The organism is Pseudomonas orientalis (assembly GCF_022807995.1).
GTDB classification, from domain to species: Bacteria; Pseudomonadota; Gammaproteobacteria; order Pseudomonadales; family Pseudomonadaceae; genus Aquipseudomonas; species Aquipseudomonas orientalis_B.
Map to the genome: position 1 here is coordinate 819,830 of NZ_CP094351.1, position 15,087 is coordinate 834,916.

17 protein-coding genes and 1 tRNA gene are annotated in these 15,087 nt (G+C 58.3%); 6 read left to right on the plus strand and 12 right to left on the minus strand.

Annotated elements, in window-relative coordinates; translation table 11 throughout:
- Positions 1–4: 4 nt before the first annotated feature.
- The 11 genes from MRY17_RS03445 to MRY17_RS03495 form a co-directional block, all read right to left on the minus strand.
- Positions 5–370 (minus strand): hypothetical protein, encoded by a 366-nt coding sequence (locus tag MRY17_RS03445; protein ID WP_181282212.1) that lies wholly within the window; start codon positions 368–370, stop codon positions 5–7.
- A 74-nt stretch (positions 371–444) separates the two neighbouring features.
- Positions 445–630: a hypothetical protein gene (locus tag MRY17_RS03450; RefSeq protein ID WP_181282213.1), complete on the minus strand. Its 186-nt coding sequence runs from the start codon at positions 628–630 to the stop codon at positions 445–447.
- A 158-nt stretch (positions 631–788) separates the two neighbouring features.
- The gene (locus MRY17_RS03455) at positions 789–1,709 is read right to left on the minus strand and encodes a sigma 54-interacting transcriptional regulator (RefSeq protein ID WP_199771554.1); all 921 of its coding nucleotides are present in this window, start codon (positions 1,707–1,709) and stop codon (positions 789–791) included.
- Positions 1,710–2,022: 313 nt separating this feature from the next.
- Complete coding sequence (ychF, locus tag MRY17_RS03460; RefSeq protein ID WP_057725888.1) at positions 2,023–3,123, minus strand: redox-regulated ATPase YchF; 1,101 nt, start codon at positions 3,121–3,123, stop codon at positions 2,023–2,025.
- A 21-nt stretch (positions 3,124–3,144) separates the two neighbouring features.
- Positions 3,145–3,729, minus strand: a complete 585-nt coding sequence (pth, locus tag MRY17_RS03465; protein ID WP_003188350.1) for an aminoacyl-tRNA hydrolase — start codon at positions 3,727–3,729, stop codon at positions 3,145–3,147.
- Between the two features lie 167 nt (positions 3,730–3,896).
- A complete protein-coding gene (locus tag MRY17_RS03470; protein ID WP_124356940.1) occupies positions 3,897–4,499 on the minus strand; it encodes a 50S ribosomal protein L25/general stress protein Ctc in 603 nt (200 codons plus the stop codon).
- Positions 4,500–4,635: 136 nt separating this feature from the next.
- Positions 4,636–5,577, minus strand: coding sequence for a ribose-phosphate pyrophosphokinase (locus tag MRY17_RS03475; RefSeq protein WP_003208392.1), 942 nt, complete (start codon positions 5,575–5,577; stop codon positions 4,636–4,638).
- Positions 5,578–5,623: 46 nt separating this feature from the next.
- Positions 5,624–5,698, minus strand: a tRNA-Gln gene (locus MRY17_RS03480).
- Between the two features lie 37 nt (positions 5,699–5,735).
- Entirely contained in the window at positions 5,736–6,539 is an 804-nt protein-coding gene (gene ispE, locus MRY17_RS03485; protein WP_199771578.1) for a 4-(cytidine 5'-diphospho)-2-C-methyl-D-erythritol kinase, read from the minus strand.
- Between the two features lie 49 nt (positions 6,540–6,588).
- The gene (lolB, locus tag MRY17_RS03490; RefSeq protein ID WP_065891723.1) at positions 6,589–7,206 is read right to left on the minus strand and encodes a lipoprotein insertase outer membrane protein LolB; all 618 of its coding nucleotides are present in this window, start codon (positions 7,204–7,206) and stop codon (positions 6,589–6,591) included.
- A gap of 4 nt (positions 7,207–7,210) precedes the next feature.
- Positions 7,211–8,935, minus strand: coding sequence for a tetratricopeptide repeat protein (locus MRY17_RS03495; protein WP_181282215.1), 1,725 nt, complete (start codon positions 8,933–8,935; stop codon positions 7,211–7,213).
- 304 nt (positions 8,936–9,239) lie between these two features.
- Here MRY17_RS03495 and hemA point away from each other — a divergent pair, with 304 nt between their 5' ends.
- From hemA to MRY17_RS03525, 6 genes are all read left to right on the plus strand, one after another.
- Entirely contained in the window at positions 9,240–10,529 is a 1,290-nt protein-coding gene (gene hemA / locus MRY17_RS03500) for a glutamyl-tRNA reductase (RefSeq protein WP_181282216.1), read from the plus strand.
- The gene (gene prfA, locus MRY17_RS03505) at positions 10,526–11,608 is read left to right on the plus strand and encodes a peptide chain release factor 1 (protein ID WP_057725882.1); all 1,083 of its coding nucleotides are present in this window, start codon (positions 10,526–10,528) and stop codon (positions 11,606–11,608) included. The genes hemA and prfA overlap by 4 nt, the downstream gene beginning before the upstream one ends.
- A complete protein-coding gene (prmC, locus tag MRY17_RS03510; RefSeq protein ID WP_243353301.1) occupies positions 11,609–12,439 on the plus strand; it encodes a peptide chain release factor N(5)-glutamine methyltransferase in 831 nt (276 codons plus the stop codon).
- Complete coding sequence (locus MRY17_RS03515; protein ID WP_243353302.1) at positions 12,433–13,188, plus strand: molybdopterin-synthase adenylyltransferase MoeB; 756 nt, start codon at positions 12,433–12,435, stop codon at positions 13,186–13,188. Before prmC ends, MRY17_RS03515 begins: the two co-directional genes overlap by 7 nt.
- Positions 13,181–13,978 (plus strand): glutamate racemase, encoded by a 798-nt coding sequence (murI, locus tag MRY17_RS03520; RefSeq protein ID WP_243353303.1) that lies wholly within the window; start codon positions 13,181–13,183, stop codon positions 13,976–13,978. The genes MRY17_RS03515 and murI overlap by 8 nt, the downstream gene beginning before the upstream one ends.
- A 99-nt stretch (positions 13,979–14,077) precedes the next feature.
- The gene (locus tag MRY17_RS03525) at positions 14,078–14,596 is read left to right on the plus strand and encodes an acyloxyacyl hydrolase (protein WP_057725878.1); all 519 of its coding nucleotides are present in this window, start codon (positions 14,078–14,080) and stop codon (positions 14,594–14,596) included.
- Between the two features lie 137 nt (positions 14,597–14,733).
- Here MRY17_RS03525 and MRY17_RS03530 read toward each other — a convergent pair whose 3' ends face one another.
- Positions 14,734–15,039, minus strand: a complete 306-nt coding sequence (locus MRY17_RS03530) for a YkgJ family cysteine cluster protein (RefSeq protein ID WP_181282220.1) — start codon at positions 15,037–15,039, stop codon at positions 14,734–14,736.
- Positions 15,040–15,087: the final 48 nt, after the last annotated feature.

The window sequence follows — 15,087 nt, forward strand, 5'->3', positions numbered from 1 at the left end:
CGACCTACTGAAGATTGGTGGTTTTTTCTATCATCGAGGAACAGTGTTTTATGATCTTGACCGCCACGGTCAGTATTTCTTTACTCTCGACCAAGGCCTGCGGAACCTGAGCTGACTTAATGGAATAGTCCTTCTTGACCAAGTCGTTCAGACCTTTGGAGGCAGCGTCAAATTTCTGCTTCAAGTGAACGGATTGTTCAGCCAGGAAATGCGTGCCAATGGCAGGTGCTCCCTGCCTGACAGGTTCGCCGACGGCCAACTCGGAGGAAAAAAAATGGCTGTCCAGCGAGGAGGTGCTGGAGGCGGTCGTTATTCCATTTTCCTGGGTGGCCATTCGAGTCTCTGGTGCCCACTCAATTTTAGAGATCATAGGAAGCTCCGTGAGTACTAGTGGGGGAGAGAACTGCCTCCTGGAAACAACAAAGGAGGCAGTAAGTCTGGCGTTTAGGCTTTCGCCTGACCGATTTGCTGCATCACTTTGTTTGAATATTCCATATCAATACCGTCTTTCGTCTGTTTAAGGTTTTGCGCATTTTTTTCTCGCATCAGCTGATCACTTATTGCTTTCGTCGTCGTGTTGTCAACGCCGCCGCCGAATGACTGAAAAGGGTTACCAATAGGATTAGACATAGTGAGTACCTTTACTGATAGCGTAGGTTGATGGCACATCAGGCGGGTATTCCTGCCTGATAGCTAGCGAGCTGAAGCTCGTGAAATATGTGGCAAAGTAACGCCAGAAGGTTCCTAAATCAGGATTTCAAGATGTTTCTATGCATATGTAACAGTTTTCAATCCAGACAGCGCAATATGTTCAGGTGCTTCAATCGATAATAGAGTGTTCGCTTGGACGTTCCGAGCTCTAATGCTGCACGCTCCACGCAGTAGTCATGGCGTTTTAGCGCGGCTTCTATGAGCGTTTTTTCTATTTGTTGCAGTCTTCCCCTCAAACTTTGCGAATTCTCATCCCCTGCGGGCTCGCAAAGTGGCGTCAGTCCCAGCACAAAACGTTTGGCGGCAGATCGCAGCTCGCGTATGTTGCCAAGCCAGGTATGGCATAGCAGTTGCTGAATTAATGCGCCGGATGGTGTTGGCGCGGTGTAATTAAAATGTTCTGCCTCCTGGCGAACCATACTCAAAAACAGTGGGATAATTCGTTCCTGTCGGTCTCGTAGAGGCGTTAGATTGATGCTGACGACATTGAGGCGGTAATAGAGGTCGCGCCGAAAGGTGCCGCGTTCGACCATGTCGCCAAGTGATTGTTGGGCAGATGCAATGACGCGCATATCAACGGGGATAAAGCGCGTCGAGCCCAGTCGTTCGACACCCCGAGATTCCAGTACACGCAAAAGTTTCGCTTGCAGCGACAGCGGCATACTGTCGACCTCATCCAGATACAGAGTGCCCAAGTGAGCGGCCTCGATGAACCCCGCACGGGATTGGACCGCACCGGTGTAGGCGCCACTGTTCACACCGAATAACTGGCCTTCCGCGAGGCTTTCGGGAATGGCGGCACAGTTCACGGCAACGAAGTTGCCCTGACGGCCGGATAAACGATGAATTTGTTGGGCCAGTGTGTCTTTGCCCGTGCCGGTTTCACCCAGTAACAGAATGTCTATTTTAAGAGGAGCCGTGCTCTTTAGAGTTTGTTCAATGTCTGTACTTTCAATGAGTGGGTGGGCAACTTCGCTGTCCTTTTGAAGGGCCGCCATGATGTGAGTGCTCCGTTGTTGCGTTCAAATCGTTGTTGATGGGGCTGCCTGTAAGTTCGGGCCACTGGAACGTAAATGATAAGGAGAGTATGGGGGATTGAATAAGAAAAGTGATCTGGTTGTGATAGAAATCAAGGTGAGCGAAATGTATGTCTTGTGCAAGCCTTTTTCTCATTAGAGGGTGGGATGTTGAGTAGGATAAGTCTTAAACTTTAACTTTTGCTATTTATAAGTATTGAAAGTGGAAGTAGCACCCACAAAAAAGCCGATGCATTGCATCGGCTTTTTCTTACATATGAAGTTGCGTTGCGGCTTATACGTTGAACCTGAAGTGCATCACATCACCATCCTTGACAATGTATTCCTTACCTTCCAAGCGCCACTTACCGGCTTCCTTGGCACCGGCCTCACCCTTGTACTGGATGAAGTCGTTGTAAGCGATCACCTCGGCACGGATAAAGCCTTTTTCAAAGTCGGTGTGGATCACGCCAGCAGCCTGTGGCGCGGTGGCACCGACCTTCACGGTCCACGCGCGCACTTCTTCTACACCGGCGGTGAAATAGGTCTGCAGGTGCAGCATTTCGTAACCGGCGCGGATCACGCGGTTCAGGCCAGGCTCTTCCAGGCCCAGGGCCTCGAGGAACATGTCTTTTTCTTCGCCATCGTCCAGCTCGGCGATTTCCGCTTCAATCTTGTTGCATACCGGTACAACGATCGCACCTTCTTCGTCGGCGATGGCTTTGACCACATCCAGCAGCGGATTGTTTTCGAAGCCGTCTTCAGCAACGTTGGCGATGTACATTACCGGCTTGGTGGTCAGCAGGTGGAAGCCCTTGATTACCGCTTTTTCGTCGGTGCTCATGTTCTTCATCAAGCTGCGCGCAGGCTTGCCTTCGGTGAAGTGAGCGATCAACTGCTCCAGCAGGCCCTTCTGGACCACTGCATCCTTGTCACCGCCCTTGGCGTTACGCGCGACTTTCTGCAGTTGCTTTTCGCAGCTGTCGAGGTCGGCGAAGATCAGTTCCAGGTCGATAATCTCGATGTCGCGCTTGGGGTCGACGCTGTTGGAGACATGAATCACGTTCTCGTCTTCAAAGCAGCGGACCACGTGGGCGATGGCATCGGTCTCACGGATGTTGGCGAGGAACTTGTTGCCCAGGCCTTCACCTTTCGAGGCGCCGGCTACCAGGCCGGCAATGTCGACGAATTCCATGGTGGTCGGCAGGATGCGCTTGGGGTTGACGATGGCCGCCAACGCCGCCAGGCGCGGGTCAGGCATGGCCACGATACCGCTGTTGGGCTCGATGGTGCAGAAGGGGAAGTTCTCCGCTGCGATACCGGACTTGGTCAGGGCGTTGAACAGGGTGGATTTGCCGACGTTGGGAAGGCCGACGATGCCGCAATTGAATCCCATGGTGTTTCCCCTCGGTAAAAGTCAGGCCTTCTGGCTGTGCAGGTTTTTCATCGCACGGTTCCATTCACCGGCGAAGATATCCGGCAGCACGCCGAGGGCAAAATCGATGCTGGCATCGAGTTTTTCCTGTTCGGCGCGTGGCGCACGACCCAGGACGAAATTTGAAACCATACTGGCAACGCCTGGGTGGCCAATGCCGAGCCGCAGACGGTAGAAATTATTCTGATTACCCAGCTGCGCGATGATGTCGCGCAGGCCATTGTGCCCACCATGCCCGCCGCCCAACTTGAGTTTGGCAACGCCGGGTGGCAGGTCCAGTTCGTCATGGGCCACCAGGATTTCTTCGGGCTTGATCCGGAAGAATCCCGCAAGCGCCGCGACAGCCTGGCCGCTGCGGTTCATGTAGGTGGTGGGAATCAGCAGACGAACATCCTGACCCTGGTGCGAGAAACGCCCGGTCAGGCCAAAATATTTGCGATCGGCCACAAGGTTGATGCCTTGGGCGTGGGCGATGCGCTCAACAAAAAGGGCCCCCGCGTTATGCCGGGTCTGTTCGTATTCGGCGCCTGGATTTCCCAGGCCAACGATCAGTTTGATGGCAGTCACGACAGGGGCCCTTCCTTTGGAGTTGTGGATAACATCGCCTGACTTGAGTGCGGCGAAAGTGGACAACATTACATCATTTACTCAAGAGTAAACGCCGCGTTATCGCCCGCTTTCTCGCTACGTTTCGGTCCGCGATGTTTCCTCAAGCTCCTTCGTTACAGAGCGTATTACTCTGCAGCGGGTTCGCCAGCTTCATCTTCAGCTACAACACGTGGCGCGTGGACGTTGGCAACAGCCTTGTCGTCGTTGTGAGCCAGTGCAACGAACTCAACGCCTTTAGGGGCCTTGAGGTCGGACAGGTGAATGATGGTGCCGATTTCAGCAGCCGACAGGTCGACTTCGATGAACTCAGGCAGGTCTTTCGGCAAGCAGGTCACTTCGATCTCGGTGGTGGTGTGGGAAACAACACCGCCTTTCTTGACCGGCGCTTCTTCACCCACAAAGTGCACAGGCACGATAGCGGTCAGTTTCTGGCCAGCTACAACGCGAACGAAGTCAGCGTGCATGATGAACTGCTTGGAAGGGTGACGCTGCATCGCTTTAACGATCACGTTCTGCTTGGCGCCATCGACGTTCAGTTCGATAACGTGGCTGTAGGCCGCTTCGTTTTCGAACAGCTTGGCGATTTCCTTGGCCAGAATGGTCACGGATTCAGCAGGCTTGTTACCACCGTAGACAACGGCTGGGATGTTGGCGGCGTGACGCAGGCGGCGGCTCGCACCTTTCCCCAGGTCAGTACGCGCTTGGGCGTTCAGAGTAAAATCGTTCATGTTGTATCTCCAAAATAGCCATGATCGAGGGGCGTTTGCGACCAGCGCCGAACTCGATATGGGCAAAAAAGCCCCGCCCCAGCGGAATGCTGGGGCGGGGCGCTTTTCGTCAGTGAGTGATCCGCAGGTATGACCCTTAGCGGAACATCGCGCTGATCGATTCTTCGTTGCTGATGCGGCGAACCGCTTCGGCAACTACCGGTGCGATATCCAGTTGACGGATACGCGAACAGGCTTGAGCTGCAGCGGACAACGGGATGGTGTTAGTCACCACCAGTTCGTCCAGCATGGAATTCTCGATGTTCTCGATCGCTCGGCCCGACAGCACAGGGTGCGTGCAGTAGGCGAAGACTTTTGCGGCACCGTGCTCTTTCAAGGCTTTCGCCGCATGGCACAGGGTGCCGGCGGTGTCGACCATGTCATCAACCAGAATACAGGTACGCCCTTCGACATCACCGATGATATGCATCACTTCAGAGTGATTGGCTTTCTCGCGGCGTTTGTCGATGATCCCGAGGTCCACGCCCAGGGATTTGGCAACAGCCCGTGCACGCACGACGCCACCAATGTCCGGGGACACAATCATCAGGTTTTCAAAGCGCTGGTCTTCGATGTCATCCACCAGAACGGGGGAGCCGTAGATGTTGTCTACCGGAATATCGAAGAATCCCTGGATCTGGTCAGCGTGCAGGTCAACCGTGAGCACACGGTCGATACCTACCACGGTCAGCATGTCAGCAACGACTTTCGCGCTGATGGCCACACGTGCGGAACGCGGACGGCGATCCTGACGGGCATAACCAAAGTAAGGGATTACAGCTGTGATTCGAGTCGCTGAGGAGCGGCGGAAGGCATCAGCCATCACGACGAGTTCCATCAGGTTATCGTTGGTCGGAGCGCAGGTCGGCTGGATAATGAAGACGTCTTTACCGCGAACGTTTTCATTGATCTCGGCTGTAATTTCGCCGTCGGAGAATTTACCGACAGAGATGTCACCGAGAGGGATATGCAGCTGACGTACGACACGTCGAGCCAGATCGGGGTTGGCATTCCCCGTAAAGACCATCATCTTGGACACGCGCAGTACCTAGAGGCTGAGGGTAACCTGGATGAGTATTAGAAAATGGCAGGGGCGGCTGGATTCGAACCAACGCATGGCAGGATCAAAACCTGCTGCCTTACCGCTTGGCGACGCCCCTGTATCTGTTGCAACGAGTGCCTAACACTCGATTCCTTTTAGAGCAGATTTTGCAGCTTGCGATGCAACATCGAAACGTTGCTTCCCTTTGCTACAAACCCTGTAAGGGTCTCTGTAAGAAGGGCCGAGACTTTATCAGCTTCAGCTTTGCTTGGGAAGCCCCCAAACACACAACTTCCAGTTCCGGTTAATTTTGCTTCGGTAAATTTACCTAACAAATTCAAAGCGTTACGTACTTCTGGATAACGCCTTGCTACAACCGGTAAGCAGTCATTTCGACTGTTTCCCTTGGGAACGGGGCGCACTTTAATGGGAGAAGAGTTACGTGTCAACAACGGATCTGAAAAAATTTCTGCTGTACTTACAGATACTTGCGGCACAAGCACGAGATACCACGGCTCTTCGGGGTCTACAGGGGTCAGTTTCTCTCCCACACCCTCAGCAAATGCGGCATGCCCACGCACGAAAACCGGGACGTCAGCACCGAGCGTGAGGCCCAGTGCAGCCAGGCGATCCTGGTCCCAGCCCAATTGCCACAAGTGGTTGAGCCCAAGCAATGTGGTCGCGGCATTTGAGCTGCCCCCACCGATACCGCCGCCCATGGGCAGGACTTTATCGATCCAGATATCGATGCCGAGTTGGCAGCCGGATTGCTGCTGAAGATTTTTCGCCGCTTTCACGATCAGGTTGCTGTCGTGGGGCACGCCTGCGAATTCGGTGTGCAGCTTGATCACGCCATCGTCACGCACGGCGAACGTCAATTCATCGCCGTAATCGAGAAATTGAAACAGCGTCTGCAGCTCGTGGTAGCCGTCTTCGCGACGGCCCAGGATGTGCAGCATCAGATTGAGTTTGGCGGGGGAGGGCAGCGTGAGTTTTGCGGCAGTCACGTTATTGCCCCAGCTTGCGCGGTTGCCAGTCCTTGATCACCAGCGTGACGTCAAGGTCGGTGCCGTGCAGCTTGATGCGTTCGGGCAGCCAGTAACCGTTCTGTTGCACATAGCTCAGGTACTCGACCTGCCAGCCATCCTGCTCCAGGGAGGCCAGGCGACTGTCGCCATTGAGGCTCAGGCGGCTTTTGCTGTCCGGCGCCGGGAGTCCCCGCACCCACCAAACCAGGTGCGATACGGGCAGTTTCCAGCCGATCTGCTGTTCCAGCAGTTCTTCCGGGGAGGTTGCTTCGTAGCGGCCCTGGTTGGCCACTTCAAGGCTCACTTGCCCCGGTCGGCCGGTCAGGCGGGCCGCACCGCGACCCAGTGGGCCGGAGAGGCGAATATCGTAGTAATCCTGTCGTTGCAGCCAGAACAAGGTGCCGCTGCCGGAGTCCTTCGGCGCGCGCACCCCGACCTTACCTTCGATCTGCCAGCCGTCGATGCTGCTGAGCTGGTCCTTGTGCTGTTGCCATTGTGCCGGGTTGCCCTGGCCTTCAACGGATTCGCGTGAACCAAAACCCGCACAACCGGCGAGCAGGGCGATGAAACTGAAAACGATAACGTGGCGCAAAAACATAAGCTTATAGGGTCTCGGATCCGGTCAAGCGCTTGATGGTGCCGCGCAGAATGGGGCTTTCGGGTTGTTCCTTGAGGAATTTTTCCCAGATCTGTCGCGCTTCGCGCTGCTTGCCATTGGCCCACAGCACCTCGCCCAGGTGTGCGGCGACTTCATGATCGGGGAAGCGCTCCAGCGCCTGGCGCAGCAGGCGCTCGGCCTCGTCGAGATTGCCCAGGCGATAGTTGACCCAGCCCAGGCTGTCGAGCACGGCCGGGTCTTCCGGGTTGAGCTTGTGGGCTTGTTCGATCAGCGCCTTGGCTTCGGCGTAGCGCGTGGTGCGGTCGGACAAGGTATACCCAAGGGCGTTGAGTGCCATGGCGTTGTCCGGGTCACGCTTGATGATCAGGCGCAGGTCTTTTTCCATCTGCGCCAGGTCATTGCGTTTTTCCGCCTGCATGGCTCGGGTATACAGCAGGTTGAGGTCGTCGGGGTATTGCAGCAACGCTTGTTGCAACAATTTCCATGCGCGTTCGCCCTGGTTATTGGCCGACAGGGTTTCGGCCTGGATCAGGTACAACTGGATCGCGTAGTCCGGTTCGGCATCGCGGGCCGCAGCCAGGCGTTTCTCCGCTTCGTCGGTACGACCATTGCTCATCAGGATATCGGCCTGGCGCAACTGCGCCGGCAAATAATCGTTGCCCGGGCCGACCTGGGCGTATTCAACCAGGGCCGCTTGCGGGTCGTTGCGCTCTTCAGCGATGCGGCCGAGGTTCAGGTGTGCCGAGTCCACGTGGCTTTCGCGCGCCACCAGCTCTTCCAGATAGCCCTTGGCCTCGTCCCAGGCCTTGGCTTCCAGGCACACCAGCGCGAGGGAATAGCGCAGCTCGTCGTCGTCCGGGTATTGCTGGACCAGGTTGGCGAACTGCACTTTGGCGTCCTCCATACGGTCCTGCTCAACCAGCATCCGCGCGTAAGTCAGGCGCAGGCGCTTGTCGTCCGGATATTTCTTGATACTTTTTTCCAGCAGCGGGATCGCTTCCTTGCCGCGGTTGAGGTTCTGCAGCAAGCGTGCGCGCAGCAGAATCGGTGCGATTTCACCGTCTTCCGGCGGGTTCTGTTCCAGCAGCTTGAGGGCGGCGTCGGCTTCATCGTCCTGTTGCAGCAGCAAGGCTTTTCCGAAAATCAACTGGCTGTTCTTTGGATGCTTTTGCAGCAGGCGGTCGAAACTCTTCATCAGCCCATTGCGTGTGTCCTGATCGGTGTCGGCGGCCGACAATGCCAGGAAGTCGAAATGCGTATCGCCCTTGCCCTGCAAGACTTTTTCCATGTAGATCATGGAGTCGTCATAGCGCCCGGCGCGTGCCAACTGCACGGCGGCTGCACGTTGAGCCTCCAGGTCGTCCGGGGCGTTTTTCGCCCAGATCAACGAGGCGTCCAGCGCGGCCTGGTCTGCGCCCAGGTACTCGGCGATGCGAAACGCCCGCTCCGAGATACCGGGGTCCTGGGTATTGATGGCCTGGGTGACGTAATTGTCGAGGGCGATATCGAAGCGATTACGCTGGCCGGCCAGTTCGGCGGTCAGCAGGCTGTAGACCGTTTCTTCGCTGAACGAGGAATAAACCTTGGGCTTTTCAGGGACGGGGGTGCTGTCCTCCACCGGCTGCGCAGCGTCCGGCGACACGGGTGCCATGGCCTGGCAGCCGCTGAGGAAGACAAAAGCAAGGAGCAACGCGGAAGATCTATTCATATAGGAAGAGGACGACTAACCTGCGGTCGGATCATCATGACACAAGCCTTCGGCCAAACATAACCGGGGCACTCGGAATACGCTTATTGCTCCACCTTGTAGGAGCGAGCTTGCTCGCGAAGATCGTCAACGATAACGCGGGAAGCCTGGCACTCAGCGGTGTTCCTGCGTTTTTCGCGAGCAAGCTCGCTCCTACAGGGTGCCTTTATAGGCACAACGTATAGGGACAATAGACGACGGTGGTTGTTCTGGATCTTTCGAAGTAGGACAATTGTCGGCTTCCCGACATCATCAGCGATATTGAATGGCCTTTCTCGCACTCGGTATTAACCACAAGACTGCCTCCGTAGACGTGCGCGAGCGCGTAGCGTTTACCCCAGAGCAGTTGGTTGAGGCCTTGCAGCAGCTGTGCCGGCTTACCGACAGCCGCGAAGCTGCAATCCTTTCGACCTGCAATCGCAGTGAGCTTTATATAGAGCAGGAACATCTGTCTGCGGATGTGGTGCTGCGCTGGCTGGCCGATTATCACCATTTGAGCCTCGATGACCTGCGCGCCAGCGCCTACGTGCATGAAGACGATGCGGCCGTTCGTCACATGATGCGCGTGGCGTCCGGTCTGGATTCGCTGGTGTTGGGCGAACCGCAGATTCTTGGCCAGATGAAGTCGGCCTACGCCGTGGCCCGCGAGGCCGGCACTGTCGGGCCGCTGCTGGGGCGTCTGTTCCAGGCCACCTTCAATTCAGCCAAGCAAGTGCGCACCGACACGGCCATCGGCGAGAACCCGGTGTCTGTGGCGTTTGCCGCCGTCAGCCTGGCCAAGCAGATTTTCAGCGACTTGCAGCGCAGCCAGGCGCTGCTGATCGGTGCGGGCGAAACCATTACCCTGGTCGCCCGTCACCTGCACGAGCTGGGCGTGAAGCGTATCGTGGTGGCCAACCGCACGCTTGAGCGCGCGAGCATCCTTGCCGAGCAGTTCGGCGCGCATGCTGTGCTGCTGTCGGACATCCCGGCTGAGCTGGTGCGCAGCGACATCGTCATCAGCTCCACCGCCAGCCAGTTGCCGATCCTGGGCAAGGGCGCGGTCGAAAGCGCATTGAAGCTGCGCAAGCACAAGCCGATCTTTATGGTGGATATCGCCGTTCCCCGGGATATCGAGCCCGAAGTCGGCGAGTTGGACGACGTTTACCTCTATAGCGTCGATGATTTGCACGAAGTGGTCGCCGAAAACCTCAAGAGCCGCCAGGGCGCTGCCCAGGCCGCCGAAGAAATGGTCAGCGTCGGCGCTGAAGATTTCATGGTGCGCCTGCGCGAGCTGGCGGCGGTAGACGTGCTCAAGGCGTATCGTCAGCAGGGCGAACGCCTGCGCGATGAGGAGCTGATCAAGGCCCAGCGCCTATTGGCCAATGGCAGCAGCGCCGAAGAGGTGTTGATGCAACTGGCCCGTGGCCTGACCAACAAGCTGCTCCACGCCCCCAGCGTACAGTTGAAAAAGCTTACCGCCGAAGGCCGCCTCGATGCGCTGGCCATGGCCCAGGAACTCTTTGCCCTCGGTGAGGGCGCGTCAGATAGCTCTTCGGATAAAAAACCGCAATGAAAGCTTCACTGCTCAATAAGCTGGATGTACTCCAGGACCGTTTCGAAGAACTGACCGCCTTGCTCGGCGATGGCGAGGTCATCTCCGATCAAACCAAGTTCCGCGCCTATTCCAAGGAATACGCCGAAGTTGAACCGGTGGTGGTCACCTACAAAAACCTGCTCAAAGTGCAGGCCGACCTTGAGGGCGCGCAGGCGCTGCTCAAGGACAACGACCCGGACATGCGCGAAATGGCCGTGGAAGAAGTGCGCGAGGCCAAGGAAAAACTCGCTGAGCTGGAAGGCGACCTGCAACGGATGTTGCTGCCCAAAGACCCTAACGACGGGCGCAACGTGTTCCTCGAAATCCGTGCCGGCACCGGTGGCGACGAGGCGGCGATTTTCTCCGGCGACCTGTTTCGCATGTACTCGCGTTATGCCGAGCGTCGCGGCTGGCGGGTGGAAATCCTCTCCGAGAACGAAGGCGAGCACGGCGGCTATAAGGAAGTCATTGCGCGGGTTGAAGGCGATAACGTCTACGGCAAGCTCAAGTTCGAGTCCGGCGTACACCGTGTGCAGCGCGTCCCGGCGACCGAGTCCCAAGGCCGTATCCACACCTCGGCCTGTACCGTGGCGGTGTTGCCCGAGCCGGACGAGCAGGAAGCGATCGAGATCAACCCGGCGGACTTGCGCGTCGACACCTACCGCTCGTCGGGTGCGGGCGGCCAGCACGTCAACAAGACCGACTCGGCGATCCGCATCACCCACTTGCCGTCGGGCATCGTGGTGGAATGCCAGGAAGAACGTTCCCAGCACAAGAACCGCGCGCGGGCGATGTCCTGGCTATCGGCCAAGTTGAATGATCAGCAGACCAGCGCCGCCGCCAACGCGATCGCCAGCGAGCGCAAGTTGCTGGTGGGTTCGGGCGACCGTTCCGAGCGCATCCGCACCTATAACTTTGCCCAGGGCCGGGTCACCGACCATCGCGTCAACCTCACCCTGTATTCCCTGGACGAAATCCTTGCCGGTGGCGTGGACGCGGTGATCGAGCCGCTGCTCGCCGAATACCAGGCCGATCAGTTGGCGGCGATAGGTGAATAAATGACCATCATTGCCAGCCTGTTGCGCGCCGCCGACCTGCCCGACTCGCCCACTGCGCGCCTGGATGCCGAATTGTTGCTGGCCGCAGCCCTGGGCAAATCCCGCAGCTACTTGCACACCTGGCCGGAAAAGATCGTCAGCAGCGAACACGCGCTGGCTTTTGCGGACTATCTGCAGCGCCGTCGCGGCGGTGAGCCGGTGGCCTATATCCTCGGCCAGCAAGGTTTCTGGAAGCTGGACCTGGAGGTCGCCCCGCACACGCTGATCCCGCGTCCGGATACGGAACTGCTGGTGGAAGCCGCCCTGGAATTGTTGCAGGCGATGCCCGCCAGGGTCCTGGACCTGGGCACTGGCAGCGGTGCCATCGCCCTGGCCCTGGCCAGTGAACGCCCGATGTGGCAGGTCACGGCGGTCGACCGCGTGCTGGAAGCCGTGGCCCTGGCCGAGCGCAACCGCCAGCGGCTGCACCTCACTAACGTGGCGGTGCTCAATAGCCATTGGTTCAGTGCGTTGCAAGGGCATCGCTATGACCTGATCATCAGCAACCCGCCGTATATCGCCGCCAACGATCCGCACCTGGCGGCAGGCGATGTGCGCTTCGAGCCGGCCAGCGCACTGGTGGCCGGCCATGACGGGCTGGACGACCTGCGCCTGATCATCACACAAGCCCCGGCCCACTTGAATGCCGGTGGCCGTCTGTTGCTGGAGCATGGCTACGACCAGGCCTCGGCCGTGCGCGAGCTGTTGCTCGGTGAAGGCTTTGACGAAGTGCACAGCCGCATCGACCTCGGCGGCCATGAACGCATCACCCTGGGACGCCGCCCGTGCTGAGTGACCGCGAGCTGTTGCGCTACAGCCGGCAGATTCTGTTGCAGCAGGTCGACATCGACGGCCAGTTGCGCCTGAAAAAAAGCCGCGCATTGATCGTCGGCCTGGGGGGGCTGGGTGCGCCGGTCGCGCTGTACCTGGCGGCCGCCGGGGTGGGCGAGCTGCATCTGGCGGATTTCGACACGGTCGACCTGACCAACCTGCAACGCCAGATCATCCACGACACCCACAGCGTCGGGCAGACCAAGGTCGATTCGGCCATGGGCCGGCTGAGCGCGATCAATCCCGAGGTCACACTGGTCGCCCATCGCGCCGCGCTGGATGCCGATTCATTGGTGGCGGCAGTTGCGGCAGTGGACGTGGTACTCGATTGCAGCGACAACTTTTCCACCCGCGAAGCGGTCAACGCCGCCTGTGTTGCCGCCGGCAAACCGTTGATCAGTGGCGCGGCGATTCGCCTTGAAGGGCAGTTGTCGGTCTTCGACCCACGGCGCCCCGAAAGCCCTTGCTACCACTGCTTGTATGGGCACGGCAGCGACACCGAACTGACTTGCAGCGAAGCCGGTGTCGTCGGCCCGCTGGTGGGGCTGGTCGGCAGCCTGCAAGCGTTGGAAGCCTTGAAGCTGCTGGCCGGATTTGGTGAACCGCTGGTGGGGCGCTTGTTGCTGATCGATGCATTGAGCACACGGTTTCGCGAGCTGCGCGTCAAACGCGACCCCGGTTGCAGCGTGTGCGGGACGCAACATGGTTAAGGACGCGCCCATCGGTGTGTTCGATTCCGGTGTCGGCGGCTTGTCGGTACTGGACGAAATTCAGCAGTTGTTGCCTCAGGAGTCACTGCTGTACGTGGCCGATTGTGGGCATATCCCCTACGGCGAGAAAACCCCGGCCTTCATTCGCGAGCGCTCGCGCCTGGTTGCCGAATTTTTTCGCGGGCAGGGCGCCAAGGCGTTCGTGATTGCCTGTAACACCGCGACGGTCGCTGCCGTTGCCGATTTACGCCAGGACTACCCTGACTGGCCCTTGGTCGGCATGGAGCCCGCAGTAAAACCGGCGGCGGCCGCGACGCGCAGTGGCGTGGTCGGCGTGCTGGCCACCACCGGCACCCTGCAAAGCGCCAAGTTCGCCGCCTTGCTCGACCGCTTCGCCACCGACGTGCAGGTAATTACCCAGCCGTGTCCGGGCCTGGTGGAGCTGATTGAAACCGGCGACTTGAACAGCCCGGCCCTGCGCGATTTATTGCAGGGCTATATCGAACCGCTGCTCAGCGCCGGTTGCGACACCATCATCCTCGGCTGCACCCACTACCCCTTCCTCAAGACATTATTGGCGCAGATGCTCCCCCCGAGCATCATCCTGATCGACACCGGCGCCGCCGTTGCGCGTCAGCTCAAGCGCCTGCTGGGGGAACGAGGCTTGCTCGCCAGCGGCGCGGCAGCCTTGCCTGCGCAGTTCTGGACCAGCGGCGATGTGTCTCACCTCAGAAATATCCTACCAACACTTTGGAAACATCCTGGAGTTGTGCGAAGCTTCGCCTCGTGAAAATTTCGTGAAATCTCGCTGAACTTCCGGCTCTACGCCGACTTCTATAGCGAGATGGCCTGTAAATAATCAATAACTTCGTTCGCAAAGGTAGTTTCTATGAAGCGCTTGTTCTGTATGGCTGCTATCGCGGCTGTGATGGTGGGACACTCTATTACCACCCAGGCCGCCGGCCTGGAGTTCGGGCTGGGCAGCACCAGCGATTCAACGCTGACCTACCGTCTGGGCCTGACCTCGGATTGGGACAAAAGCTGGATGCAGAGCAACGTCGGTCGCCTGACGGGCTACTGGAGCGGCGCTTATACGTATTGGGAAGGTGATGATCGTGCAGGCGCCAGCAGCCTGTCGTTCTCGCCGGTGTTTGTGTATGAGTTTGCCGGGGAATCGGTCAAGCCTTACATCGAGGCCGGGATCGGGGTGGCGCTGTTTTCCCGCACCAGGCTTGAAGATAACAACATCGGCCAGTCCTTCCAGTTCGAAGATCGCCTGGGGTTCGGCCTGCGGTTTGCCGGCGGGCATGAAGTGGGCATTCGTGCCACGCACTATTCCAACGCCGGGATCAGCAGCAATAACGATGGGGTAGAGAGCTACGCGCTGCACTACACCATGCCGTTGTAACGTTCAAGAACACCGAAAAACCAATGTGGGAGGGGGCTTGCCCCCGATAGCGGTGGGTCAGTCACCTATAATTTGACTGACCGGCCGCCATCGGGGGCAAGCCCCCTCCCACATTCGAATCTCCACGCATTTAAGTCTCAGCGATAGACCGTGGCAATGCCTTCGCGCTCTTCAAGGCACTCCGGCGCACCCATCTCGAATTCCCGACATATCAACGGCCGAAGCTCATAGATCGTGCACATCATCGTGTCCCGGTCCAGCGCCGCACACCAGCCGTCATCCAGGCGCAGCATCACTTCCCCGCCCCAGTCATCGGTATCGATATAGCGTTGCGGCACGCCGGTGTCGGTGATCAGCATGACTTCCAGCTGGCAGCAGCAGGCCGCGCACGTCGAGCAGGTGACGGCCGGTTCAGTGATCTGGATGTGAGGGATGTTGGTCATAGGCGCGCAGTGTAAGCCAAGCAGGCGAAAGACGTATGAATGCTCGAC